Raw genomic sequence first — 23,892 nt, 5'->3', positions numbered from 1 at the left:
ACCCGTCGCCGGACCACCCGTCGCCGGACCACCCGTCGCCGGACCACCCGTCGCCGAGCCGCCGTCGGCGACGCCCGGCCACCGTCGGTCATCCCGAAGCTACGGCAGGGGTACGACAGAATCGGACAAGCGGGCGCGCTCCGCCCCAGAAGCGATCAAGCGCCCCGGATCAGGAGCGGGCCAGCCGGCGCAGCAGCGAGTCGGCACCCAGCGGGTACGCCCCGTGCCGGCGCACCCCGTCGGCGACCTCCCGGTCGGAGGAGACCACGACCACCGGGCGGCCGGACGGCTCGGCCCGGACCAGCCGCCGGATCAGCTCGTCGGCGGTCTCGCCCTTGCGGGAGAAGAGCACCCGTACGCCGCGCGGGGCGGGCGGCAGCCCGTGCATCCGCTCCGCACCGTCGAAGACCACGGTGACCTCGTCCCCGGTCTGGGCCGCGATCCCGCCCAGTCCGGTGATCAATCGCTTGCGCTGCTGCTCCAGCGACATCTCGCCGAAGCCGCGCTTGGTGACGTTGTAGCCGTCCACCACCAGGTGCGCCTTGGGCAGCGCCAGGAGCTGGTCGAGGCGGGCCGGGTCGTCGGTGTCCCGGGCCCGGGTGGCCGCGCCGGCCGGGGTGACCGTCGGCTGGTCGGCGAAGGCGTCGGCGACGAAGTCGGCGGGCAACCGGTCGGTCGGGTCGAGCGCCAGCTCACGGCGCAGCCCGACGGCGGCCTGCCCGATGGTCTCCAACAGCAGCCAGAGCTTCGCGTCGTCGACCGAGCGGGCCTCCTTGGCGCTGGCCTTGGCCACCCCGGCCGCCGCCTCGGCCTCGGCCAGCCGGGCCCGGACGCGGCGCAGCTCGGCGTCGGCGTCGGCCGTCGCGCGGGTGGCCCGGCCGCGCTCGGTGGCCAGCAGCTCGCCGGCCTTGCGCTCCCGCGTCTGGGACTCCCGCAGCGCCCGGGCGAGCTGGCGGCTCTCCTCGCGGAGCTGGCCGAGCTCCTCGCGGACCCGAGCCAGCTCGTCGCGGAGCTTGTCGGCCTCCACCCGGGCCACGGTCCGGTCGTGCTCGGCCCGGCTGACCCGCTGCTCGGCCTCGCGGACCAACTCCTCGACGACGGCCTTGTCCGCCTCGGCGCGCACCGCCGCGCCGCTGGCCGCGACCAGCCCGCGCCAGCCACGGGGGCGGGCGAGGTACGCCAGGGCGGCCACCTCCACCGGGTCGGCCACGGCCGGAGCGGTGCCGGCGAGCACGGCGGAGCCGAGGTCACCGGCGTCGGCCAGCACCCGGGCGGTGATCCGCTGGCGGAACAACGGGTCGACGGCGAGCTGGGCGGCGATCGCCGGGGCGCCGAGCCGGGCCCGCCGGTTCGGGGCGAACTTCGCCACCCGGCGCAGCGGCACCGGCACCTCCTCGCCGGGCAGCACGGGCAGGACGGCGGCGGTGAGCGCGACGATCCGCTGGCGCACCGGCTCGGGCAGCGGCGGCTCCGCCTCGGACTCCGTGGCCTCCGGCTCTGCAACCTCCGGCCCCGTGATCTCCGGCCCCGTGACCTCCGGCTCCGTGGCCTCGGGCTGGTCGACGTCCGCCGCCGGGTCCACGTTCGCCGGGTCGACGTTCGTTGGATTCACGTTGGCCGGGTCGACGTCCGCCGCCGCATCGGCCTCGGGGCCCGCCTCACCGGTCTGGCGCGCGGCGCCGGTCGACACCTCCCCGTGGAGGTTGTCGTCGTGCGACTCGGTGAGGGGCATGTGGCAAGTCTCCCACCGCGAACGGGCCCACCGCCCGGTGAGTGAGCCGATCTCTCATCCTAGACCCATGGCGTCGCCGGGGACCGCAGCTGCGGGAGTGTCGCACCAACGGACTAGCGTCCCCCGGGTGGCCCGAACGGAGTACGTCCAGCAGTCCCTGGCCGGCCTGGCCCAGGCCGCCGGTGACGGGGTGGACCCGGCCCTGCCCCTGCACGCGGCCACCTTCGTGGTGGTCGACCTGGAGACCACCGGCGGCACGCCGGACGGCGGCGGGATCACCGAGATCGGCGCGGTCAAGGTGCGCGGCGGCGAGGAGCTGGGGGTGCTGGCCACCCTGGTCAACCCCGGCGTGCCGATCCCACCGTTCATCACCGTGCTGACCGGGATCACCCAGGCCATGCTGCTCCCCGCCCCGCCGATCGAGCAGGTGCTGCCGAGCTTCCTGGAGTTCGTCGGCGACGCGGTGCTGGTCGCCCACAACGCCCCCTACGACGTGGGTTTCCTGAAGGCGGCCTGCGCGCGGCACGGCTACCGCTGGCCCAATCCCCGGGTGCTGGACACCGCGGCCCTGGCCCGGCGGGTGCTGACCCGCGACGAGGTGCCCAACCGCAAGCTCGGCACCCTGGCGGCCTACTTCCGCACCGCCGTCCGACCCACCCACCGGGCGCTCGACGACGCCAAGGCCACCGTCGACGTGCTGCACGGGCTGATCGCGAGGCTGGGCGGGCACCGGGTCGACACCGTCGGCGAGGCGATCGACTTCGTCCGGGCGGTCACCCCGACGCAGCGGCGCAAGCGGCACCTGGCCGACGGGCTGCCCAAGGTCCCCGGGGTCTACCTCTTCCGGGCCGCCGACGACCGGCCGCTCTACGTCGGCACCTCCGGCGACATCGCCACCCGGGTGCGCAGCTACTTCACCGCCGCCGAGAAGCGGGCCCGGATGTCGGAGATGCTCGCCGCCGCCGAGCGGGTGGAGGCGATCGAGTGTGCCCACTCGCTGGAGGCGGAGGTGCGCGAGCTGCGGCTGATCGCCGCGCACGCGCCGCCGTACAACCGGCGGTCGAAGTTTCCCGAGCGGATGGTCTGGCTCAAGCTCACCGACGGGCCGTACCCTCGGCTCTCGGTGGTGCGCTCCCTGGCCCCCGACGACGCGGCCTACCTGGGGCCGTTCGGGTCCCGGCGGGCCGCCGAGCTGGCCGCCGCCGGCTTCCACGACGCCGTCCCGCTGCGCCAGTGCACCCACCGGCTGTCGCTGCGCACGATCACCCCGGCGTGCGCGCTGGCCGAGCTGGGTCGCTGCCCGGCGCCCTGCGAGCACCGCATCACCCCCGAGGAGTACGACGACCGCGCGGTCGCCCCGTTCCGCACCGCGACCGGCGGTGACCCCGGGCCGGTGGTGGAGGCGCTGCTGGCCCGCATCGAGGCGCTGTCGGCCGGCCAACGGTACGAGGAGGCGGCCGTGGTGCGGTCCCGGCTCGTCGCGCTGCTGCGGGCGACCGTACGGATGCAGCGGCTGGCCGCCCTGGCCGGGATCGCCGAGCTGGCCGCCGCCCGCCCGGCGGCCCGGGGCGGCTGGGAGCTGGCCCTGGTCCGACACGGCCGGCTGGCCGGTGCGGGGGTCTCCCCGCCGGGGGTCCACCCGCGACCGACGCTGGCGATGATCCGGGCGACCGCCGAGACGGTCCCGCCGGGACACGGCCCGGTGCCCCGGGCGTCGGCCGAGGAGTCGGAGCGGATCCTGTCGTGGTTGGAACGACCCGAGACCCGGCTGGTGGAGATGTCGTCCGGCTGGTCCTCCCCGGCGGCCGGCGCGGGTCGCTTCCGTGACCTGCTCAGCAAGGCCGAGGGCGCTTCGTCCCATCAACTCTCGACCGAACGCTCATGACCAAGTAGCCGATCGGCCGACCAAGACTCGCTTAGGCTGTTAAGGAAGTGCAGTACTGCCCGTTTCGTGGGCCTGCTCCCGGTTGCCGTGCCCCGGCGACCGCGGGGCGGGGTGAGGAGGTGTCCCTCGTGGACGTCGACGCCGGACACGGCGCCGCCCTGGGGGGCGCGCTACCGACCCAGCCGGGCGATCTGCCCCTGGCCCGCCGGTTACGGTCGTTGCTGAGCTGGCCGAGCACCGAGTCCGACCCGGTCACCGAGCTGGTGCGCACCCACCGGGCGATTCATCCCGGCACCGAGCCGTCGGTGCTGCGCCGGGCGTACGCGATCGCGGAGAACATGCACCGCGGCCAGTACCGCAAGAGCGGCGAGCCCTACATCACCCACCCGCTGGCCGTCGCCCAGATCTGCGCCGAGCTGGGGATGGACGCCACCACCCTGGTCGCCGCGCTGCTGCACGACACGGTGGAGGACACCAGCTACACCCTGCAGGCCCTGGCCGGGGACTTCGGCCGGGAGGTCGCCCACCTGGTCGACGGGGTGACGAAGTTCGACAAGGCGTTCTACGGCAAGGCCGCCGAGGCCGAGACCACCCGAAAGATGATCATTGCGGCCGGCAAGGACGTCCGGGTCCTGATCATCAAGCTGGCCGACCGGCTGCACAACATGCGTACCCTCGGGGTCCGCTCGGCGGCGTCGCGGGAACGCATCGCGCGCAAGACGCTGGAGGTGCTGGTCCCGCTCTGCGACCGGCTGGGCATCCAGACCCTCAAGCGGGACCTCGACGACGCGGTGCTGCTGCACCTGCAGCCCGAGGAGCACGCCCGGCTCGCCCGGCACGTGCACGACCGCCCCGGCTGGGACGCGTACCTCGAGGAGGTGGTGGCCAAGTCGAAGGTGGCGCTGCGGCGCAGCCGGGTCGACGCCGAGGTCTCCCCCCGCCCCCGGCACCTCTACTCGATCTGGAAGGACACCGTCGCGGGCGGCCACACCGCGCCGTTCGACCTGCCCCGGATCGTCATCGTGGTGGACGGCCCGGCCACCGACTGTTACGCGGCGCTCGGCGCGGTGCACGGCCTTTGGCGGCCGGTCCCCGGCCGGTTCAAGGACTTCATCGCCTCCCCCAAGAACAACCTGTACCGCTCCCTGCACACGACCGTCTGCGGCCCGAAGGACCGCACGGTCGAGGTGCTGATCCGCACCGAGGAGATGCACCGCTCCGCCGAGTACGGCATCGCCGCCGACTTCCGCTTCCCCCGCGCCGCCGGGGCCGCCGCCGCCCGCGCCCAGCAGCTCGACTGGCTGCGCCGGGTGCTCGACTGGGAGCAGGAGGCCCCCGACCCGGCGCAGTTCCTGCACTCGCTGCGCTGCGACCTGGCCGAGGCCCAGATCCAGGTGCTGGCCGAGGGGCGGCAGATCGTCCTCCCCGCCGGGGCCACCCCCGTCGACGTCGCCTACGAGCTGGGCCCCCACCGGGGCGACCACTGCCTGGCGGCCCGGATCAACGGCCGGCTCGCCCCGCTGGCCTCCGAGCTGGAGGAGGGCGACGTGGTGGAGATCTTCACCGAGTCGGCCGCCGAGACCGGCCTGGAGGCCGACGTCGCCCCGCGCGGCCCCCGCCGGGAGTGGCTCGGGTTCGTGAAGTCCCCGCACGCCCAGATGCAGATCAGCCGCTGGTTCGCCGAGCACACCGAGCCGGGCATCTCCATCACCGACAAGGTCCGCCTCGGCCGGGCCACCATCGGGCTGGCGCTGCGCAAGCACGACCGGGGGCTCGCCAACGACCTGCCGCTGCTGCGACTGTCGGAGGAGCTCGGCTACCCCGACCTGGAGACCCTGCTGGTGGCGGTCTTCGACCGGGTCCACGAGCCGGACACGGTGGTCCGCCAGCTCATCGACCTGGTCGACCAGCGGCAGTGACGGGTTCGCCCCCGGTGGCCGGCCCGGAGCGCGCCGGCAACTAGCCTGAACCCATGATCCCCCGCTCCCGCGCCACCGGACGGGCCTTCGCCTATCAGGCCTTCTACCGGCTGCCCGTGTCGATGCGACGACGGCTGGTCCGCCTCGCCACCCCGAAGTACATCGTCGGGGCGGTCACCCTGGTCCGCGACGCCGACGACCCCGGCCGCCTGCTGCTGCTGCGCCAGCCCCCGGGGCACAGCTGGACGCTCCCGGCCGGGCTGCTCAAACGCGGCGAGGACCCGCGCGTCGGCGCGGCGCGCGAACTCTTCGAGGAGTCCGGGGTGCGCCTCCCCCCGGACCAGCTCCGCCCGGCGACGCCGAACGCGGTCGTACACGCCAAGGGCTGGGTGGACGTGGTCTTCGAGGCGGAGGTGCCGGCGTCGACCACCGAGCTGAAGGTCGACGGCGCGGAGGTCTTCGAGGCCGCCTGGCACCCGCTGGACGACCTGCCCCGGCTGAGCCGGGCGACGGCGAACCTGCTCGGCTACTACGGCATCGGGCCCCGGGTCGGCGAGGTGCCGCCCCGTCCGACGGCATGACCACCCCCGTGGGCGGCTCGCCCACCGGCGCGGGGTCGCCCACCGGCGTCGGCTCGGCCGGCGGCGCGGAACTGCCGGCCGGCGGCGGCGCGGAACTGCCGGCCGGCGGCGGCGCGGGATCGTCCGGGGCCCGGCGGGGGCCGGAGGTCTGCGCGGTGGTCCTCGCCGCCGGCGAGGGGACCCGGCTGCGCCCGCTCACCGCGCAGGTGCCCAAGGCGCTCTGCCCGGTCGGCAACGTCCCGCTGCTCGACCGGGCGCTGGCCCGGCTCGCCGGCCTCGGCTTCGCCGGCCCGGAGCGGGTCGCGGTGAACGCCTGCTACCTCGGCGAGCAGGTCGTCGCGCACGTCGGCGGCCGGGCCCACCTGTCGGTCGAGCCCGGCGACCCGCTCGGCACCGCCGGCGGCGTGGCCAACCTGCGGGACTGGATCGCCGGCCGGGGCGTGCTCGTCGGCAACGCCGACGCCTACCTGGCGGACCCCGCCGCCGCGCCCGGCCCGGACATCGCCGCGCTGCTGGCCGGCTGGGACGGGCAGACCGTACGCCTGCTCGGCCAGCCCGCCGGCGACCCCGCCGCCGTCGGCACCTTCGACGGGCACCACTTCACCGGCTTCTCGCTGCTGCCCTGGCGGCTGGTGCGGGACCTGCCGGTCGAACCGAGTGACCTGGTCCGGGCGGTGTGGCGACCCGCGGAGGCGGCCGGGGCGCTGACCGTGGTGCCGTATCGGGGCACCTTCTACGACACCGGCACCCCCGCCGACTACCTCGCCGCCAACCTGCACGCCGCGGGCGGCGGCAACCTGGTCGACCCGAGCGCGACGGTCACCGGGCGGTGCCGGGAGGCGGTGGTGGGCGCGGGCGCGACCGTTCGGGGCGAGGTGACCCGGTCGGTGGTCTGGCCCGGTGCCGAGGTGGCCGCCGGGGAGCACCTGGTCGACACGGTCCGGGCCGGCGCCCGGCTGACGGTGCCGGCGGGAGCCTGAGCTGACGGCAGGGTGGCCCGGCGGCAGGGTGGCCCGGCCGCAGGGTGGCCCGCGCGGGCTCGCCGGATCGCCGGCCGGTACCGGCTACCGCGCCGCCCCCGCCGGGGCGGGCCTCTAGCATGGTCAACGACGCCAACCGGGCGTCGCGAGGAAGAGCACGGACGAAGGGCGGGACCAGTGATCACCGCGATCGTACTGATCGACTGCGCCACCGACTCGATCCCGGAGGTGGCCGAGAACCTGGCCAACCTGCCCGGGGTCAGCGAGGTCTACTCAGTGGCGGGGCACGTCGACCTGATCGCCGTCGTCCGGGTCCGGGTCTTCGACGAGATCGCCCAGGTCATCGCCGGCAGCATCTCCAAGGTGCCGGGCGTGCTGAACACGGAGTCGCACATCGCCTTCCGCGCGTACTCCCGGCACGATCTCGAAGAGGCCTTCGCGATCGGCCTCTCCAGCGCCGACTGAATCGGCCCCTTGATCGACTTCGTGTGCGGTAGGCACGCAGGCAGCCAGCCCGTCGGGTGACGGACTGGCTGCCTGCTGCGGTGCTGCCGGTCAGCTCAGGCTGGGGACCGGCGTCTCGGTGTTCTCCGGGGTCGGTGCCTCGGTGCCGGTGCCACCCGGGGCCGGCGACTCGGTGGTGCCACCCGGAGCCGGCGTCGTGGCGGTGCCGCCCGGGGCGGGCGTGCCGCTGGCGCTGGTCTGCGGGACCGGGACGCCCAGGGTCTGCGCCAGGGCCACCAGCGCGTCGTAGTGCGCCTGGAGCACCGGCAGGGCGTTCTGGGCCAGCTGGACCACCGACTGCTCGGTGCCCTGCGAGATCTCGGTCTGGGTGGCCTGGATGGCCTGGACGTGGCCGGCCAGCTCGGCGGTCACCCACGCCTTGTCGAACTCGGCGCCGCTGAGGTTGGTCAGCCTGTCGATCACCGCCTGCTGGTCGGTGCTCGGCGCGTCCGGCAACGTCACGTTGAGCTGTTGCGCGGTGCTCTGCACCGTCTGGTCCAGCTGCTCATGGTCCGTGGCCAGCTGCGCGCCCAAGTCCTTGACCTGCTGGTTCTGGCCCTTGTCCTGCGCCAGGTTCCCCAGCTCGACCTCCGTGAGGTTCACCTGGTGCACCGCCTGCAGGTACTGGCTGTCCTGCGTCGACGGCTGTGCCGCGGCCTGCGCCGCCGCAGCGGGCATCAGCCCTGCCACCACCAGGGCGGCGAGCAGCCCGAGGCGTTTGAGACCCAACATCGTTCCCCCCCTTTGTCGTTGGACCGCTCGGATACCCGGCTGAGCCGGATTAACCCTGCGAACCGGCGGCCCGGCCGCGTCGGAGGCCATGCCTGCCGGGGCAAGACGGCGGGGTCGCCCGGAACGGCGGGGCCTTCCGGAGGCGTCCGGGACGACGGGCCGTCCGGAGGGGGAAACGGACGTGGCGCCCACCGGAGCGAATCCGGCGGGCGCCACGTACGGGTGTTCCAGGTGTTTCCGGTGGGTCAGCGGCGGGAGTCCCCGCTGCCGATCTCCTCCCGCTCCGGTCGGGCCTCGACCGGCGGGTGCCCCGGCGAGACCGGCGCCTCGGCCGGCTTCTCAATCGGGTAGAAGAAGCCCCGGATGGCCGGGCCGAGGGCACCGAGCCGGTTCATCTTCTTGGGCACCACCCAGCCGACGTACTCCAGCTCGCCGTGGCCGTCGTGGTCGCCCTGGGTGAGCGGCTGGTGGATCTCCTCGAAGCGACCGTCCGGCAGCCGCCGGATGATGCCGGTCTCCACGCCGTGCGCCAGCACCTCCCGGTCGTGCTGCTGCAGGCCCAGGCAGAGGCGGTACGTCACGTAGTACGCGATCGGCGGGACGACGAGCAGACCGATCCGGCCCGCCCAGGTCATCGCGTTCAGGCTGATCTGGAACTTGTCCGCGATCACGTCGTTGGCACCCGACAGGGTCAGCACGATGAAGAACGCCACCGCCATCGCGCCGATCGCGGTCCGCTCCGGCGCGTCGCGGGGACGCTGGAGCAGGTTGTGGGTGCGGGTGTCCTTGAGCCGGCGGGCCTCCACGAACGGGTAGAGCGTGGAGAGGCCGACCAGGATGCCCGGCAGCACGACCGTGGGCCAGAACAGCGGCGGGATGACGTACCCGTCGCCGAGCGGAATGTTGATCTCCCACGCGGGCATCAGTCGGGTGGAGCCGTCGAGGAACATGACGTACCAGTCGGGCTGGCTGGCCGCCGAGACGACCCACGCCTCGTACGGGCCGAAGTACCAGATCGGGTTGATCTGGAACAGGCCACCCATCAGGGCGATCACGCCGAAGACGACCATGAAGAAGCCGCCCTGCTTCAGCGCGTACCGCGGGAACATCCGCTCGCCGACCACGTTGCTGTTGGTCCGGCCGGGGCCCGGCCACTGGGTGTGCTTCTGCTTGAAGACCAGGCCCAGGTGGGCGCTGATCAGCGCCACCAGCAGGCCCGGCACGAGCAGCACGTGGGCGATGAAGAACCGGCTGATGATGATATCGCCCGGGAACTCCCCGCCGAAGATCGACGAGGTGACCCAGGAGCCGATCACCGGGATCGACAACATGATGGCGGAGGCGATCCGCAGACCGGTGCCGGAGAGGCCGTCGTCCGGCAGCGAGTAGCCGGTGAAGCCGGCCAGGAAGCCGACCCAGAACAGCAGCGAGCCGATGACCCAGTTGGTCTCGCGCGGCTTGCGGAACGCGCCGGTGAAGAAGACCCGCAGCATGTGCACGACGATCGCGGCCATGAAGAGCAGCGCCGACCAGTGGTGCATCTGCCGCATGATCAGGCCGCCGCGGACGTCGAACGAGATGTCCAGGCTGGAGGCGTAGGCGGCCGACATCGGCGTGCCCCGCAGCGGGGCGTAGCTGCCGTTGTAGATGACCTCGGTCATCGCCGGCTCGTAGAAGAAGGTCAGGAAGACACCGGTCAGCAGCAGCACGACGAACGAGAAGAGCGCGATCTCGCCGAGCAGGAACGACCAGTGGTCGGGGAAGACCTTGTTCAGCAGCTTGCGCAGCGGGGTGGAGACCTGAAGCCGCTCGTCCACCCCCACCGCGGCCTTGCCCGGCGCGGAGGCCATGTCCAACTTACGACGCTTCACGGCCGCTCCCAGAAGTCAGGCCCAACGGTCTCGGTGTAGTCCGACCGCGCCACGAAGAAGCCCTCGTCGTCGACCTCGATCGGCAACTGCGGCAGCCGGCGGCTCGCCGGGCCGAAGATCGGCCGCGCGTTGTCGGTGATCAGGAACTGCGACTGGTGGCACGGGCAGAGCAGACGGTTGGTCTGCTGTTCGTACAGGCTCGCCGGGCAGCCCGCGTGCGTGCAGATCTTGGAGAACGCCGCGAAGTTGCCCCACATGTAGTTCGCGTGGCCGACCCGCTGGTTGGCCTCGCGGGACTCCTTGGCGTCGGACTCCCGCAGGTGGATCAGCAGCGTCGGCGAGTCGGCGTGCCGGTTGCTCACCCCGTGCTCGATGCCGGGGAAGACGGTCAGCTGACCGCCGGAGCTGATGTCCGCCGGGCGGATCGGCCGGCCGTCCTCGCGGACCAGCCGGATGCGCTGCCCGCCGTCGGCCTGGGCGAAGCCCGTGGTGAACATCTGGTTGTTCTTGTGCGGCTGGGAGATCAGCCCGCCGACCAGCGGCGCGGCGGCGACCGCGCCGACCGGCGCGAGGCCGGCCAGCAGCGAGATGCCCAGCAGCGGCCGGCGCTTCACGCCCAGCTCGTCGGCCATGTGCAGCATGGTCGCGCCGGTGATCTTGCGGCTCTCCGGCGCGTTCGGGTCGTTCTCGTGCCGGTCCTGGATCGAGACCTCCTTGGGCAGCAACTTCTTGCCCCAGGTCAGGATGCCGAAGCCGACCGCCAGCAGCGCCACGCCGAGGGTGAGGCCGAGCAGCGGGGTGTAGAGCTTGTCCCCGCCGGAGCCCATCTCGTACTTCCACGGCCACCAGATGTAGATGACCAGGAAGGCGGTCGCGGCCAGCCCGGTCAGCAGGAAGAACCCGGCGATCGTACGGGTCAGCCGGCGCTCGGCCCGGCTGCCCGGGGCGACCTGCTCCTCGTAGTGGACGATCTCGATGTCGTCCCGGCGCGCACCCTCCTGGACGATCTCGAACCGGCTGAGCCGGGGGTCGTTGACGTCGAGCGGCTCCCGATCGTGCGGGGGCTGGTGCCCGGTCTGCGTGCTCATGCCGTCACCTCGCTACGGGCGGTGCCGGACTGCGGCACCACAGCGCTGAATCGAAGGATCCGCTCGGTCACGACTTACCCGCAATCCACAGGCTGGCGAAGACGAGCGCGACGATGCCGACCAGGAAGATCGCCAGGCCCTCGGTGGACGGCCCGTACCGACCGAGGTTGAAGCCGCCCTGGTCCTGGTCGCCCTTCAGACCCTCCTGGATGTAGGCGATGATGTCCGCCTTCTGCTCCGGGGTGATCTGGTTGTCGCCGAAGACGGGCATGTTCTGCGGGCCGCTGAGCATGGCCGCGTAGATCTGCCGGTCGGTGGCGGGGCGCAGGCTCGGCGCGTACTTGCCGGAGGAGAGGGCCCCGCCGCCGCCGCCGAAGGCGTGGCACTGCGAGCAGTTGATCCGGAACAGCTCCCCGCCGGTCGCCAGGTTGGCGCCCTCGCGGAGGTCGCCCTCGGGGACCTCCGGGCCACCGCCGAGCTCCTGGACGTACTGGCCGAGCTGCCGGACCTGCTCGTCGCTGAAGACCGGCGGCTTGCGCATGGCCTGGGCCTCCTGCCGGGCCATCGGCATGCGGCCGGTGTCGACCTGGAACTCGACCGAGGCCGCGCCCACCCCGACCAGGCTCGGGCCACGGCCCTCGATGCCCTGGGCGTTGCGACCGTGGCAGGTCACGCAACTCACGTCGAACAGCGCCTTGCCCTCGGCGGCGGCGCCGGTGAGCGGCGGGTTTTCCTGCGCCTGCACTCCGGGGGCGAAGACGGTGTAGGCGCCGCCGGCCAGCGTCAGCGCGGCGATCAGCCGGACCGCGGCGCCCAGCCGGCGGCGGCCCCTGCTGCGCGCTGCGGACCGCTCGCCGCGCAGCCGCGCGAGCAGACCGCGTCGGCGGTCGTTGTCAGAAGTCATGACCTGTGTCCTTAACCGGTGGGACCTTGTCTCAGGGGACGGGGCAGCGGCGCGGCTCGTGACGCGCCAAGATCACTGGAGCCAGTAGATCATGGCGTAGAGGCCGATCCACACGACGTCGACGAAGTGCCAGTAGTACGAGACCACGATCGCCGACGTGGCCTGGGCCGGGGTGAACCGGCCCATGGTCGTGCGGACCATGAAGATGATGAAGGCGATCAGACCGCCGGTCACGTGCAGACCGTGGAAGCCGGTGGTCAGGTAGAACATCGACCCGTACCCGTCTGCGTTGATCTTCACGCCCTCGTGCACCAGGGTCACGTACTCGTTCAACTGCCCGAGCACGAAGATCAGACCCATCACGAAGGTGAGCGTGAACCACCGCCGCAGGGCGTGGACGTCCCCCTTCTCCGCCGCGAAGACGCCGAGCTGGCACGTCACCGAGGACGCCACCAGGATCAGCGTGAAGGTCGTCGCGTACGGGATGTTGAGGTGCTCGGTGTGCATCTCCCACTGCTCCGGCGCTGCCGCACGGATCGAGAAATACATCGCGAAGAGCGCCGCGAAGAACATGAGTTCGCTGGAGAGCCACACGATCGTCCCGACGCTGACCATGTTCGGACGCGTCAGAGAGTGGATCCGGCTCTTGTCAATGGCTGGGGCCGCAGTCACGCGGTCATTATTGCCCCTGACCACGGCCGGCGATCAGCGGGGGGTGAAACCCGTGGCGTCCGTGGCCCGAACGTGTCAGTCCGGTTCGCCTGGCCTAGCCTGAAAAGCGTGCTGCACGCCGATTCGATCTTAGCCGCGTCCTCGGCGGCCACCGCGCCGCCGGTCCTCGCGGCCACCGCACCGCCGGTCCTCGCGGCCACCGCACCGTCGGTCCTCGCGGCCGGCTCGGAGCCGGTGCCGCCGCCCTTCACCGTCTCCCGGGTCTTCACCGAGACCCAGCTGGACAGCTGGCTGGCGCTGGGGCTGGTGCTCGCCGCCGGCCTCTACCTCTACGGGGTGTACCGGCTGCGGTTGCGCGGCGACCGGTGGCCGATCTCCCGTACCGTCTTCTTCCTGGGCCCCGGCCTCGGCGGCATCGCCGCGGTCACGGTCAGCGGCCTGCACGCCTACGACACGGCGCTGCTGTCGGTGCACATGATCCAGCACATGGTGCTGTCGATGATCGCGCCGATCTTCCTGGCCCTCGGCGCCCCGGTCACCCTGGCGCTGCGCACCCTGCCGCTGCGGCCGCGCAAGCGCCTGCTGGCGGTCGTGCACAGCCGGATCGTCCGGATCTACAGCTTCCCGCTGGTGGCGTTCGCCATCTTCGTGGCGAACCCGTTCGTGCTCTACTTCACCGACCTGTACCGCTTCACCCTCGAGCACGTCTGGGCGCACGAGCTGGTGCACGCGCACTTCATCATGACCGGCTGCGTGTTCTTCTGGCCGCTGCTCGGGCTCGACCCGCTGCCCGGCCGCTGGCCGTACCCGGCGCGGGCGCTGCTCATGCTGCTCTCGGTGCCGTTCCACACCGTGCTCGGGCTCACCATCATGCAGAGCACCACCCTCTTCGGGGGCGACTGGTACCCGTCGCTCGGCCTGACCTGGTCGGACCCCTGGGACGACCAGGTGGTCGCCGGCGGTGTGCTCTGGGCCGGCGGCGAGTTCGTCAGTGTGACGATGCTCGCGGTCCTGGTCGTGCAGTGGATGCGCCAGTCGGCGCGGGAGGCCCGCCGGCTCGATCGCGAGCTGGACCGCCAGGAGGCCCGCGAACGCGCCGCCGAGGTCGCCGAGACAACCCCCTGACCAACACTTTCGAGTACGCCGACCGGGCCGGGCGGGCGGGCGGCCGACGTCCCGGCGACGGCGGGTACGATGCTCGGGCAGCTACGAGGTGGGAGCCAGCCAGCGATGAGCGATCGTCTTTGCACCGTCCTGCTCTACAGCGACGACCCGCAGGTCCGTGACCGGATGCGGCTGGCCGTCGGCACCCGGCCCGCACCCGGGCTGCGGGTCGAGTTCGTCGACGCCTCCGTCTACGCCGAGTGCATCCGGCTGGTCGACGAGTACGAGATCGACCTGATGCTGCTCGACGGCGAGGCGAGCCCCGGTGGCGGCATCGGCATCGCCCGGCAGATCAAGGACGACCGGGACGACGCGCCCCCCACCTGCGTGGTCATCGCCCGCGCGGCCGACCGCTGGCTGGCCGCGTACGCCGAGGTCGACGCGACCCTGGTGCACCCGCTCGACCCGGTGATCGCCGGGGCCACCGTCGCCGAGCTGCTGCGCGCCCACGCCCCCGCCTGAGCCGCCCGCCCGCCTCGGGGCAGCGGCAACCCCGCCGAGCCGATGCGCTCCGGTGCCGACCTTCGCCACCGGTCACATCCCCCGTCCCCGCACCTCACGCCGCTCGGGAGGCCCGTCATGGGCGAACGGACCTGGCCGCACCTGATCTCCGCGCTGCTGCGCGGCGAGGAACTCTCCGCCGCGGAGACCGGCTGGGCGATGGGCGAGATCATGGCCGGCTCGGCCGCCCCGGCGCAGATCGCCGGCTTCGCCGTCGCGCTGCGGGCCAAGGGCGAGACCCCGGCCGAGGTGGCCGGGCTGGTGGAGGCGATGCTCGGCGAGGCGGTCGCCGTGGAGCTGCCCGAGGAGCTGCGGGCGTCCGCGCTCGACGTGGTCGGCACCGGCGGTGACCTCGCCCACACGGTGAACATCTCGACGATGGCGGCCCTCGTGGTGGCCGGCGCCGGGGTGCGGGTGGTCAAGCACGGCAACCGTGCCGCCTCGTCGCTCTGCGGCACCGCCGACCTGCTGGAGTTCCTGGGCATCCCGCTGGACCTGGCCCCCGAGGCGGTGGCCAGGTGCGTCACCGAGGCCGGCATCGGGTTCTGCTTCGCCGGCCGGTTCCACCCGGGGATGCGGCACACCGGCCCCACCCGCCGCGCCCTGGGCGTGCCCACGTTCTTCAACTTCCTCGGCCCACTGACCAACCCGGCCCGCCCCCGGGCCGGCGCCGTCGGCTGCTTCGACCTGCGGATGGCCCCGGTGATGGCGGCCGTGTTCGCCGCCCGGGGCGACTCGGTGCTGGTGCTGCGCGGCGAGGACGGCCTGGACGAGTTCACCACCGCCGCCCCCACCCGGGTCTGGGCGGCGCAGGGCGGCACCGTCCGGGAGGCCCTGCTCGACTCCACCGACCTGGGGGTGCCCCGCTCCACCCTCAGTGACCTGCGCGGCGGTGACGCCCCGTTCAACGCCGACGTGGCCCGGCGGCTGCTGGCCGGCGAGACCGGCCCGGTGCGCGACGCCGTGCTCGTCAACGCCGCCGCCGCGCTGGCCACCCAGGGCCCGCTCGACGGGGACCTCGTCGAGGCCCTGCGCGGCGGGATGACCCGGGCCGCCGAATCGATCGACTCCGGTGCCGCGGCTGCCGCCCTCGACCGCTGGGTCGAGGTCGCCCAGTCCGCCTGACCACCCTCCCCGCTCCCCCGCTCCCGCTTGTGCAATGCCGGGGTGGGCGGCCGGCGTGAGCGGTCCCGTCCTGGCCGGGCCGGTCGTAGCTGCGGGTCTGCCGGCGGAGCGGGGAGCGCGGCCTGCGGCGAACGTGTCGGAGCTCCGTGGGAAACTACACGGGAGTGATTTTCCGACGTCCGCAGCGGCCGAGCCTCTCCCCGTTCCGGGGCTGCTCCGCCCGCTGGCGGGCCGCCGGCCCGCCCGCCGGCAGACGTCCCGTGGGGCGCGGTGCTCCGCTCCGGCGGCACTGCGCGACCACGACGGCGTCCGGCAACGAGAGGAGACGACCGTGTCGGACCGCGAGATCTACTGCGACACCTGCGAGAGCGTGCAACTGTTCGAGGCTCCGCCCTGTGTCGACGGCCACGACGCCGACTGCCCTGAGCTGGTCTGCATCGGCTGCGGCACGGCCATGCTGATCGCCACGTTCAGCTTTCCCGCCACCCGGCTCGCCGGTCGCACCCACCGCGCACCCCGCCGCCAGGCCGCCTGACCGTGAGGATGTAGGGGTGGGATCACCGGGACTGGTCTGACTCACCCCTGACGGTGGGGTGCGCGGCGGTGCAGCTACGACCCGGGGCTGCCGGCGGCACCACGACCGCGCCGGGGCCGACGCGACGCAAGCCCGCGCCCCGGTGAGGGGGCACGGGCTTGCGGGTCGTCCGGTCAACCGGGGCGGGGCCCGGTGAAGCGTCGGTGCGTCAGTGCTCGGCGGTGCGCCGGGTGCCGGTGTAGTACTCGAAGAGCAGGCCGCAGGCGGCGAAGACGACCGAGACCAGTCCCAGACCCACCAGCCAGAACTGCCAGAACACCAGGCCCAGGCCGGCGATCGCGGCTGCCAGCGCCAGCCCGAACGGCCAGTAGCTGCCCGGGCTGAAGAAGCCGATCTCGCCCGCGCCGTCGGCGATCTCGCCGTCCGGCCGGTCCTCCGGGCGCAGGTCGATGCGGCGGGAGACGAACCAGAAGAAGCCGCCGCACATCGAGCAGAGCAGGAACGACAGCAGGAGCGCCACGGTGCCGACCCACTCGACCCGGCCGCCCTCACCGTACGTCCAGCCGCCGTAGAGGGCCGTCGCGCCGAAGAGGAACCCGGCGATGACAAGGAAGATGCGCCACTCGGTCTTCATGCCCGCTCCCTCAGTTGCCCACGACGGGGACGTCGTCGGGGTTGAAGTTCGCCGTGTTGCGCCGCGTCTTGAACGGCATGGTGGTCGTGGCGTACGGGTCCTCGCCGATCGCGGTGAGCGCCTCCTGCGTCGACCTGCCGTCCCGCTTGGCCGCCAGGAACTGGTCGTACTGCTCCGGCGAGACGACCCGCAGCTCGAAGTTCATGAAGGCGTGGTAGCTGCCGCAGAGCTCGGCGCAGCGGCCGACGTACGCGCCTTCGGCGTCGAGGCTGGAGACCTCGAAGACGTTGCGGATGTTGCCCGGCATGACGTCCCGCTTGAACAGCAGCTCCGGCACCCAGAAGGAGTGGATGACATCCCGGCTGGTCTCCTCGAACCGCACGGACCTGCCGGTGGGCAGGACCAGGATCGGGATGACCTCGCTGGTGCCGAGCACCGACGCCACGGTGTTGGCCTCGGTGCCCTGGCCGTCGCGGTAGTTGAACTGCCAGTTCCACTTGAAGGCGACGACCTCGACGGTGATGTCCGGGTTCTTCGTCGTCTTGTCCACGCCGGTCTGCACGATCGCCGTGTAGTAGAAGAGCACCGACACGATCAGGATCGGGGCGATCGTGTAGAGGAACTCCATCGGCATGTTGTAGCGGGTCTGCACCGGCAGCTCGTTGCCGCGCTTCCGGTAGCGCACCACGCACCAGAAGATCAGGCCCCAGACGAAGACGCCGACCGCGAGCGCCGCGATGCACGAGGCGATCCACAGGTCGTACATCCGGTGCGCCTCGGGCGTGATGCCGCCCTGCGGCCACCCGAACCCGCCGAACGTCTTGCCGACGTCGCATCCCGTGAGCGTGACCAGCAGCGCCACGCCGCCGAGGCCGAGCCCGGCCAGCCGACCAGCGCCACGCCGTCGGCTCCGGCCGACTTCCGGAGAAGCGCCGTGCCGTACGGCCGTCGGCCGTACTTCCGAACTCCTTGCGACCACCTGGTCCTGCCTCCCTAGCGCGCCGCGGTGGTTGTTGTCTGCGTACCAGCGGCAAAGGCGTCACCGACGGTCGCAGATTACTTGACCGCGACGGACCTGGCCGGGGTGGGGTCGCTTCCCGCCCCCTTCGGGGGGATCTTGGGCATACCGGCGCGATAGCGTCGGGGCCGTGAGCGCATCCCCGGTCTACCTGGACGCGGCGACGGCCGCGCCGCTGCACCCGGTCGCCCGACAGGCCCTGCTGGCGGCCCTCGACGACGGCTGGGCGGACCCCGCCCGGCTCTACACCCAGGCCCGCCGCGCCCGGCAACTGCTCGACGCCGCCCGCGAGGCCGCCGCGGCCACCCTCGGCGTCCGCGCCGACGAGCTCTCCTTCACCCCCAGCGGTACGACGGCAGCGCACTCGGCCGTCCTCGGCGGCCTGGTCGGGCGGCGGCGGGTGGGCGCGACGCTGGTGCACTCGGCGATCGAGCACTCGGCGGTGCTGCACGCCGCGGAGCGGCACGTCGCGGCGGGCGGGACGGCGACGGCGGTGCCGGTGGACCGGGTCGGCCGGCTCGACCCGGCAGCCTGGGCGGCGGCGGTGCGGGCGCCCGGGGTGGCGCTGGCCGCCCTGATCGGGGCCAGTCACGAGGTGGGCACCGTGCAGCCGGTGGCCGTGGCCGCCGCCGCGTGCGCCGCCGCCGGGGTGCCGCTGTACGTCGACGCGGCGCAGCTCGTCGGCCGGGTCCCGGTGCCGGGCGGCTGGGCGGTGCTCAGCGCCAGCGCACACAAGTGGGGCGGGCCGCCCGGCGTCGGGCTGCTGGTGGTGCGCAAGGGCACCCGGTGGGAGTCGCCGTGGCCGGCCGACGAGCGGGAGTCGGGGCGTACGCCGGGGGTGGTGAACCTGCCGGCGGTGGTGGCGGCGGCGGCGAGCCTGCGCGCGGCGGCGGCCGACGCGGCGGCCGAGGCGGCCCGGCTGACGCCGCTGGTGGCGCGGATCCGGGCCCGGGTGGCGGCCGAGGTGCCGGACGTGGAGGTCGTCGGCGACCCGGTCGACCGGCTCCCCCACCTGGTCACCTTCTCCTGCCTGTACGTGGACGGGGAGGCGCTGCTGCACGCGCTGGACCGCCGGGGGTTCGCGGTCTCCTCGGGCTCGTCGTGCACGTCGTCGACGTTGCGCCCGTCGCACGTGCTGGAGGCGATGGGGGTGCTCTCGCACGGCAACGTGCGGGTGTCGCTGCACCGGGAGAGCACCGAGGCGGACGTGGAGCGGTTCCTCGCCGAGCTGCCCGGGATCGTCGCGGGGCTGCGCGCCGAGGCGGGGGTGGTGGGGCTGTGACCGACCCGACGGAGGCCAGCGGGCCGGACGAGGTGCTGGACTGTCGGGGGCAGCGCTGCCCGCTGCCGGTGATCGGGCTGGCCCGCCGGCTGCCGGCGCTGCCGGTCGGCGCGGTGCTGCGGGTGCTCGCCGACGACCCGGCGGCGGCGGTCGACATCCCGGCCTGGTGCCGGATGCGCGGCCAGGAGTTCGTCGCCGCCCACCCCGAGGGCCCCGCCTACGACGTGCGCCGCACCCACTAACCAACCCCACCCCACCCCACCCCACCGCCACCCCGGTGATCATGAAGTTGTTGTTGATTCATGCCCGAATTGTCGGCAATAACTTCATGATCAACGCAGCGCAGCTGAGGGCTGCTCGTCGACCCAGATTAGGCGCAGGCGCCGGCCCCTGCGGGCGAAGAGGCTCAGCGCGCTCCCGGCGTCGGGGAAGCGACGACCTCACCATGGTCCTGCGCGACTGCGGCGAGACGGCCGAGTTGATCGCCACGTATACGCAGGCACGCTACGACCGAGCCGGAATCGAGCAGTTGACCAGGCACATCGCGGCCGTGCTGGCTCAGCTGCCGCAGGCGGCGGGCACCGTAGGTGAACTCGACATGGTCTCCGCGGCTGAGCGCGAGCAGCTCCTCGCCGCCGGACGTGGCCCGGCGCTGGCCACGGGCCTGCGGCCGGTGCACGAGATCGTCGCCGCGCTGGCCACCGAGGAGCCGGGCCGTCCCGCGCTCACCTACGCGGGCATGACGCTCAGCTACGGCGAGCTGAACCAGCGTGCTGACACGTTCGCCGCGACGCTGGTCGCGGCAGGGGTGGGCCGGGGCACGGTGGCGGCGATCCTGATGGAGCCGTGCGCGGACATGATCGTCGCGGCGCTCGCGGTGCTGAAGACCGGCGCCGGCTACGTGCCGCTCAACCCCCACTATCCGGTAGCCAGGCTGTCATCGATGATCGCCGACGCCCGCCCTCAGGTCGTCATCGGCGACGCCGCCTGGGCCGATCAACTGGAGGTGACGGTGCTGGCCGTCGGGGACGCGCCCGGTGGCCCGCCGGCACCGCCTGCGGAGCCGGCAGACCTGGACGGGACCGCGTACGTCATTTACACCTCAGGGACGTCCGGCGAGCCGAAGGGAGTCGTCGTTCCGCACGCCGCGCTGGCGGCATCCACCGCCGCGCGCCACCAGGTGTACGGCTTCTACGAGACGTTTCTGCTTCTGTCGCCGCTGTCGTTCGACTCCTCGGTCGCCGGGGTGTGGGGCACGCTGACCGGCGGCGGCCGGCTGGTGATCGCCAGTACCGAACAGATCCGCGACCCCGACCGCGCGCTCGATGTGATCGCGTCGGAGAAGGCGACCACGACACTGGCCGTCCCCTCTCTCTATGCCGGGCTGCTGACCTCGGCGCAGCGCCGGGACGCCGACCGGCTGCGCCCGCTGCGCCTGGTGATCCTGGCAGGCGAGGTGTTGCCCGACGCTCTCCTGAGCCGGCATTTCGAGGTCAGCCCAGCCGTCGGCGTCGTCAACGAGTACGGGCCCACCGAGGCGACCGTGTGGAGCACCTTTCGGCGTTTCGAGCGGCCGGAGGTGGTCGACATCGGTCGACCGGTCGCCGCCCACCCACAGATCACCGGCGGCTCCGGGCGGCACGGGACGGAGCTGCTCGTCCAGCACGTACGCGCGGGTGCTTGCGACCGAGTACGTCTCCGACCCGGTGCTGACCGCGCACCGCTGGGCAGCAGCATCCGAGGTGCCGGCCCGACGCTGCATCGTGAATTGGGTGCGCTGCTTCACCTGGCGTGATCGCTTGTCGTCAACCGGTGCGCACGAAGTCGGCGACGGCGTCCTGCGCGGCGCGGCGGCTGAAGCCCGCCAGCACCGGGTTGATGTCGTGGTAGTACGCGGCGCCGATCACTCCGATGCACAGCGCCCAGCCCCGCCCCCGCGCCCAGGTGTCGTCATCGACCGGCAGTGACTTGCGGAAGGTCTCACGGCCGGCGGATGACAACACCATCCACGCGCCCGACAGGTCGAGCGCGGGATCGCCGACGCTGAGCATCTCCCAGTCGATGACTGCGCTCAGTGCGCCGTCGTGCACCAGGAGATTCCCCGGGTTCAGGTCACCGTGTATCCATACCGGCGACTCCCGCCACGCGGGCACCCTGATGGCAGCCTCCCAGGCGGCGGTGGCAGCTGTGGTGTCGAACCCCGTGATTTTCTTCAGAGCTTGCCGGACCACCGGGTCCTGGCCCGACAGCGGCAGGCCCCGCTCTCCGCTGTGCGACCCGGACCGAGGCCCGTCGGCCGTTGGGATCTGCTGCAACCGGTGGATGAACTCCGCCAGGCCGCGCGCGGTGGCGTGCTCGTCGGACGCCGGGTTGCGGACGGCCTCGGTGCCGTCCAACCAGCCGTAGACCGACCAGTGCCAGGGAAAGTCGTCACCGGGCCGGCCGATGCCGGCCAGAGTCGGGATGCGCAACGGCAGGTGCCCCACGAATTCCGGCAGCCATCGGTGCTCCTTGCGGATGTTGTCGGCAGACCACTTCATCTGGGGCAACCTGACGCTGAACTGCTCGCCTAGCCGGTAGATGGTGTTGTTGACGCCTGCCGACCTTACCCGGGTGAGCGGCAGTTCCGCCCACTGAGGCAGCTGCGCGTGCAGCAGGCGGCGTACCAGATCGACGTTCGCGTCGATTACCAAATCATCGAACATGTGTGGGATGTCCCTTTCTTGGGAATTCCTGAGGCGGCACGAGGTGTGACAGTGTGCGGGAGGCCGTCAAGAGGCGTCGCCCCGAGAGCTGGGCCGCAGGCAGCGTGGTCGGTCGTGCTTCGGTACCCGGCGAGAGGACGTTGCAGATTCCAGGCATCCTCGTGGCACGGCCATGGGTGGTAGAGAGAACCTTCGCCTGGATCAGCAAGCATCGCCGCTGCGTACGCGACTACGAGACCAACCCGACCACCACGAAGCCATGATCCACATCGCCATGATCATGGCCATGTCACGCCGACTCGCCCGCACCGGCAACTGGTAACCGAAGTTCCCGGACGCTCACTCGGGCCGGGTCGGGCTCGCCCCGCCGGGCGGAGCCGGCGGCGGGGCGAGCGTCGGCGCGGATCAGGGCAGCAGGTGCGGGCGGACGTCGGCGGCGGCGGCGTCGCCGTACGACTCGGCGAGGCGCTTGACGAAGAGGTCCGGACGCACGTCGTACTCCTGGGTGCCGACGGTCTCCAGGACCAGGGTGGCCAGCAGGGAGCCGATTTGGGCGGCCCGCTCCAGGCCCAGCCCCCAGGAGAGCGCGGCGAAGAAGCCGGCCCGGAAGCCGTCCCCGACGCCGGTCGGGTCGACCGCCTGGGTCTCCCGGGCGATCGGCACGTGCAGGGTGTCGAAGTCCCGGCCGGCGATCTCCACCCCGTTGCTGCCCAGCGTGGTCACCCGCACCTTGACCCGGTCCAGCAACTGGGCGTCGGTGAGGCCGGCCTTGCTCTGCAGCAGCGACTTCTCGTACTCGTTGGTCATCAGGTAGTCGGCGCCGTCGATCAGCCCCACCACGTCCCCGCCGTCCATCCGGGCGAGCTGCTGGGAGGGGTCGGCGACGAAGGCGTACCCCCGGTCGCGGCACTCGGCGGAGTGGCGCAGCATCGCCGCCGGGTCGTTGGCGCCGACCAGGACCAGGTCCAGGCCGCCGAGCCGCTGCGCGACGGGGGCCAGCTCGATGTTGCGGGCCTCGCTCATCGCCCCGGCGTAGAAGGAGGCGATCTGGCACATGTCGGTGTCGGTGGTGCAGACGAAGCGGGCGGTGTGCGCCACCTCGCTGACGTGCACCGACTCGCAGTCGACGCCGTGGCGCTCCAGCCAGGAGCGGTAGTCGGCGAAGTCCGCGCCGACCGCGCCGAGCAGGATCGGGCGCAGGCCGAGCTGCCCCATCCCGAAGGCGATGTTGGCGGCCACCCCGCCCCGGCGCAGCACCAGGTCGTCGACGAGGAAGGACAACGACACCTTGTCGAGCTGGTCGGCGATGAGCTGGTCGGCGAACCGGCCGGGGAAGCTCATCAGGTGGTCGGTCGCGATCGAGCCGGTAACGGCGATCTTCATGTCAACCCTCGCGGTCGGAAGCACGGCGCGGGTCAGCCTACCGGGCCGCCCGAGACGCGATCACGGTCGGACGAAGATCGAGGGGTCCCCCCAGTCCTCACGACGACGGCGGGGCCGCCCCCGGGTTGGGGGCGGCCCCGCCGCATCGGCCGAACGGGCGTCGCTTCCGCGCGCAGCGGGCGTCGACTCAGCTGAACGAGTCGCCGCAGGCGCAGGAGCTGCCCGCGTTCGGGTTGTCGATGGTGAAGCCCTGGGCGTCGATCCGGTCGGCGAAGTCGATCGTGGCGCCGGTGAGGTAGGGGGCGCTCATCCGGTCGACGACGACCTCGACGCCGTCGTAGTCGGTGACGACGTCACCGTCGAGGGAACGCTCGTCGAAGAAGAGCTGGTATCGCAGGCCGGAGCAGCCGCCGGGCTGCACCGCCACCCTGAGCCGCAGGTCGTCGCGGCCCTCCTGCTCGATCAGGGCCTTGACCTTCTGCGCCGCGACGTCGGTGAGGACGACGGAAGTAGGGGCCTGAGCCTCGGCGGGGGCCTGAGCCTCGGTCGACTCGGTCTGCGCTGGCGTGGTCACGTGGAAATCTCCCTGCGCGGTTGGGTCTGGACGCACTGGCCAACGTTGTCCGTCGTCCAGTGATTCCCGATGTGGTCGCGGTTCCGATGCTACGCCGTCCCGG

Annotated in this window: 23 protein-coding genes; 12 read left to right on the top strand and 11 right to left on the bottom strand. The window is 72.7% G+C overall.

Going from position 1 to position 23,892, the window contains the following annotated elements; all coding sequences use genetic code 11:
- Nucleotides 1-169: 169 nt before the first annotated feature.
- Entirely contained in the window at nucleotides 170-1,732 is a 1,563-nt protein-coding gene (locus ACLQ2V_RS11685; RefSeq protein WP_425718448.1) for an NYN domain-containing protein, read from the bottom strand.
- A gap of 127 nt (nucleotides 1,733-1,859) precedes the next feature.
- Between ACLQ2V_RS11685 and ACLQ2V_RS11680 the strand changes: the two genes are divergently transcribed.
- From ACLQ2V_RS11680 to ACLQ2V_RS11660, 5 genes are all read left to right on the top strand, one after another.
- Nucleotides 1,860-3,617: a DEDD exonuclease domain-containing protein gene (locus tag ACLQ2V_RS11680; protein WP_425718447.1), complete on the top strand. Its 1,758-nt coding sequence runs from the start codon at nucleotides 1,860-1,862 to the stop codon at nucleotides 3,615-3,617.
- Between the two features lie 128 nt (nucleotides 3,618-3,745).
- Nucleotides 3,746-5,536: a RelA/SpoT family protein gene (locus ACLQ2V_RS11675; RefSeq protein WP_425718822.1), complete on the top strand. Its 1,791-nt coding sequence runs from the start codon at nucleotides 3,746-3,748 to the stop codon at nucleotides 5,534-5,536.
- 53 nt (nucleotides 5,537-5,589) lie between these two features.
- On the top strand, nucleotides 5,590-6,117 hold the full coding sequence (locus ACLQ2V_RS11670) for an NUDIX hydrolase (RefSeq protein WP_425718446.1): 528 nt from the start codon (nucleotides 5,590-5,592) through the stop codon (nucleotides 6,115-6,117).
- Entirely contained in the window at nucleotides 6,114-7,097 is a 984-nt protein-coding gene (locus ACLQ2V_RS11665; protein ID WP_425718445.1) for a nucleotidyltransferase family protein, read from the top strand. Before ACLQ2V_RS11670 ends, ACLQ2V_RS11665 begins: the two co-directional genes overlap by 4 nt.
- Nucleotides 7,098-7,274: 177 nt before the next feature.
- Complete coding sequence (locus ACLQ2V_RS11660) at nucleotides 7,275-7,562, top strand: Lrp/AsnC family transcriptional regulator (protein ID WP_425718444.1); 288 nt, start codon at nucleotides 7,275-7,277, stop codon at nucleotides 7,560-7,562.
- 90 nt (nucleotides 7,563-7,652) lie between these two features.
- Here the strand turns inward: ACLQ2V_RS11660 and ACLQ2V_RS11655 are convergent, their stop codons facing one another.
- From ACLQ2V_RS11655 to ACLQ2V_RS11635, 5 genes are all read right to left on the bottom strand, one after another.
- Entirely contained in the window at nucleotides 7,653-8,333 is a 681-nt protein-coding gene (locus tag ACLQ2V_RS11655) for a DUF4142 domain-containing protein (RefSeq protein WP_425718443.1), read from the bottom strand.
- A gap of 245 nt (nucleotides 8,334-8,578) precedes the next feature.
- Nucleotides 8,579-10,204 carry a cytochrome b gene (locus tag ACLQ2V_RS11650; RefSeq protein WP_425718442.1) on the bottom strand — a complete coding sequence of 542 codons (1,626 nt, stop codon included), beginning with the start codon at nucleotides 10,202-10,204 and terminating at the stop codon, nucleotides 8,579-8,581.
- A complete protein-coding gene (locus tag ACLQ2V_RS11645; protein WP_425718441.1) occupies nucleotides 10,201-11,292 on the bottom strand; it encodes a ubiquinol-cytochrome c reductase iron-sulfur subunit in 1,092 nt (363 codons plus the stop codon). Before ACLQ2V_RS11645 ends, ACLQ2V_RS11650 begins: the two co-directional genes overlap by 4 nt.
- A 67-nt stretch (nucleotides 11,293-11,359) precedes the next feature.
- Entirely contained in the window at nucleotides 11,360-12,196 is an 837-nt protein-coding gene (locus tag ACLQ2V_RS11640; protein ID WP_425718440.1) for a cytochrome c, read from the bottom strand.
- A 72-nt stretch (nucleotides 12,197-12,268) separates the two neighbouring features.
- The gene (locus ACLQ2V_RS11635; RefSeq protein ID WP_425718439.1) at nucleotides 12,269-12,868 is read right to left on the bottom strand and encodes a cytochrome c oxidase subunit 3; all 600 of its coding nucleotides are present in this window, start codon (nucleotides 12,866-12,868) and stop codon (nucleotides 12,269-12,271) included.
- A 108-nt stretch (nucleotides 12,869-12,976) separates the two neighbouring features.
- On the opposite strand from ACLQ2V_RS11635, the gene ACLQ2V_RS11630 reads away from it, so the two are divergent.
- From ACLQ2V_RS11630 to ACLQ2V_RS11615, 4 genes are all read left to right on the top strand, one after another.
- Nucleotides 12,977-13,993, top strand: coding sequence for a cytochrome c oxidase assembly protein (locus ACLQ2V_RS11630; protein ID WP_425718438.1), 1,017 nt, complete (start codon nucleotides 12,977-12,979; stop codon nucleotides 13,991-13,993).
- A gap of 105 nt (nucleotides 13,994-14,098) precedes the next feature.
- On the top strand, nucleotides 14,099-14,494 hold the full coding sequence (locus ACLQ2V_RS11625; RefSeq protein ID WP_425718437.1) for a hypothetical protein: 396 nt from the start codon (nucleotides 14,099-14,101) through the stop codon (nucleotides 14,492-14,494).
- A 117-nt stretch (nucleotides 14,495-14,611) separates the two neighbouring features.
- Nucleotides 14,612-15,658, top strand: a complete 1,047-nt coding sequence (gene trpD, locus ACLQ2V_RS11620; RefSeq protein ID WP_425718436.1) for an anthranilate phosphoribosyltransferase — start codon at nucleotides 14,612-14,614, stop codon at nucleotides 15,656-15,658.
- A gap of 331 nt (nucleotides 15,659-15,989) precedes the next feature.
- Entirely contained in the window at nucleotides 15,990-16,193 is a 204-nt protein-coding gene (locus ACLQ2V_RS11615) for a hypothetical protein (protein WP_425718435.1), read from the top strand.
- 208 nt (nucleotides 16,194-16,401) lie between these two features.
- Here the strand turns inward: ACLQ2V_RS11615 and ACLQ2V_RS11610 are convergent, their stop codons facing one another.
- Together ACLQ2V_RS11610 and coxB are read right to left on the bottom strand one after the other, a co-directional pair.
- Complete coding sequence (locus tag ACLQ2V_RS11610) at nucleotides 16,402-16,827, bottom strand: cytochrome c oxidase subunit 4 (protein WP_425718434.1); 426 nt, start codon at nucleotides 16,825-16,827, stop codon at nucleotides 16,402-16,404.
- Between the two features lie 10 nt (nucleotides 16,828-16,837).
- Nucleotides 16,838-17,806 carry a cytochrome c oxidase subunit II gene (gene coxB, locus ACLQ2V_RS11605; protein WP_425718433.1) on the bottom strand — a complete coding sequence of 323 codons (969 nt, stop codon included), beginning with the start codon at nucleotides 17,804-17,806 and terminating at the stop codon, nucleotides 16,838-16,840.
- A gap of 169 nt (nucleotides 17,807-17,975) precedes the next feature.
- On the opposite strand from coxB, the gene ACLQ2V_RS11600 reads away from it, so the two are divergent.
- The 3 genes from ACLQ2V_RS11600 (at nucleotide 17,976) to ACLQ2V_RS11590 (ending at nucleotide 20,922) form a co-directional block, all read left to right on the top strand.
- Nucleotides 17,976-19,127: a cysteine desulfurase family protein gene (locus ACLQ2V_RS11600; protein WP_425718432.1), complete on the top strand. Its 1,152-nt coding sequence runs from the start codon at nucleotides 17,976-17,978 to the stop codon at nucleotides 19,125-19,127.
- On the top strand, nucleotides 19,124-19,369 hold the full coding sequence (locus tag ACLQ2V_RS11595; RefSeq protein WP_425718431.1) for a sulfurtransferase TusA family protein: 246 nt from the start codon (nucleotides 19,124-19,126) through the stop codon (nucleotides 19,367-19,369). Before ACLQ2V_RS11600 ends, ACLQ2V_RS11595 begins: the two co-directional genes overlap by 4 nt.
- Nucleotides 19,370-19,572: 203 nt before the next feature.
- On the top strand, nucleotides 19,573-20,922 hold the full coding sequence (locus ACLQ2V_RS11590) for an AMP-binding protein (RefSeq protein ID WP_425718430.1): 1,350 nt from the start codon (nucleotides 19,573-19,575) through the stop codon (nucleotides 20,920-20,922).
- A 10-nt stretch (nucleotides 20,923-20,932) separates the two neighbouring features.
- On the opposite strand, the gene ACLQ2V_RS11585 is transcribed toward ACLQ2V_RS11590, so the two are convergent.
- From ACLQ2V_RS11585 to erpA, 3 genes are all read right to left on the bottom strand, one after another.
- Nucleotides 20,933-21,832, bottom strand: coding sequence for an aminoglycoside phosphotransferase family protein (locus ACLQ2V_RS11585; RefSeq protein ID WP_425718429.1), 900 nt, complete (start codon nucleotides 21,830-21,832; stop codon nucleotides 20,933-20,935).
- Nucleotides 21,833-22,237: 405 nt separating this feature from the next.
- Nucleotides 22,238-23,215: a carbohydrate kinase family protein gene (locus ACLQ2V_RS11580; RefSeq protein WP_425718428.1), complete on the bottom strand. Its 978-nt coding sequence runs from the start codon at nucleotides 23,213-23,215 to the stop codon at nucleotides 22,238-22,240.
- Between the two features lie 187 nt (nucleotides 23,216-23,402).
- The gene (gene erpA, locus ACLQ2V_RS11575; protein ID WP_425718427.1) at nucleotides 23,403-23,789 is read right to left on the bottom strand and encodes an iron-sulfur cluster insertion protein ErpA; all 387 of its coding nucleotides are present in this window, start codon (nucleotides 23,787-23,789) and stop codon (nucleotides 23,403-23,405) included.
- Nucleotides 23,790-23,892: the final 103 nt, after the last annotated feature.

This window comes from Micromonospora sp. DT233, assembly GCF_049841815.1.
In the GTDB taxonomy this organism is placed as follows: Bacteria; Actinomycetota; Actinomycetes; order Mycobacteriales; family Micromonosporaceae; genus Micromonospora.
Note: the sequence above shows the minus strand (reverse complement) of the source record. Positions and strands in the feature narration are given on the sequence as shown.

Bases quoted from the DNA above. Each gene is read 5' to 3' on its own strand.
- ACLQ2V_RS11685 (WP_425718448.1), bottom strand. From the start codon at position 1,732: ATGCCCCTCACCGAGTCGCACGACGACAACCTCCACGGGGAGGTGTCG.
- ACLQ2V_RS11670 (WP_425718446.1), top strand. From the start codon at position 5,590: ATGATCCCCCGCTCCCGCGCCACCGGACGGGCCTTCGCCTATCAGGCC.
- ACLQ2V_RS11665 (WP_425718445.1), top strand. From the start codon at position 6,114: ATGACCACCCCCGTGGGCGGCTCGCCCACCGGCGCGGGGTCGCCCACC.
- ACLQ2V_RS11655 (WP_425718443.1), bottom strand. From the start codon at position 8,333: ATGTTGGGTCTCAAACGCCTCGGGCTGCTCGCCGCCCTGGTGGTGGCA.
- ACLQ2V_RS11645 (WP_425718441.1), bottom strand. From the start codon at position 11,292: ATGAGCACGCAGACCGGGCACCAGCCCCCGCACGATCGGGAGCCGCTC.
- ACLQ2V_RS11640 (WP_425718440.1), bottom strand. From the start codon at position 12,196: ATGACTTCTGACAACGACCGCCGACGCGGTCTGCTCGCGCGGCTGCGC.
- ACLQ2V_RS11625 (WP_425718437.1), top strand. From the start codon at position 14,099: ATGAGCGATCGTCTTTGCACCGTCCTGCTCTACAGCGACGACCCGCAG.
- trpD (WP_425718436.1), top strand. From the start codon at position 14,612: ATGGGCGAACGGACCTGGCCGCACCTGATCTCCGCGCTGCTGCGCGGC.
- ACLQ2V_RS11610 (WP_425718434.1), bottom strand. From the start codon at position 16,827: ATGAAGACCGAGTGGCGCATCTTCCTTGTCATCGCCGGGTTCCTCTTC.
- ACLQ2V_RS11590 (WP_425718430.1), top strand. From the start codon at position 19,573: ATGGTCCTGCGCGACTGCGGCGAGACGGCCGAGTTGATCGCCACGTAT.
- ACLQ2V_RS11585 (WP_425718429.1), bottom strand. From the start codon at position 21,832: ATGTTCGATGATTTGGTAATCGACGCGAACGTCGATCTGGTACGCCGC.
- ACLQ2V_RS11580 (WP_425718428.1), bottom strand. From the start codon at position 23,215: ATGAAGATCGCCGTTACCGGCTCGATCGCGACCGACCACCTGATGAGC.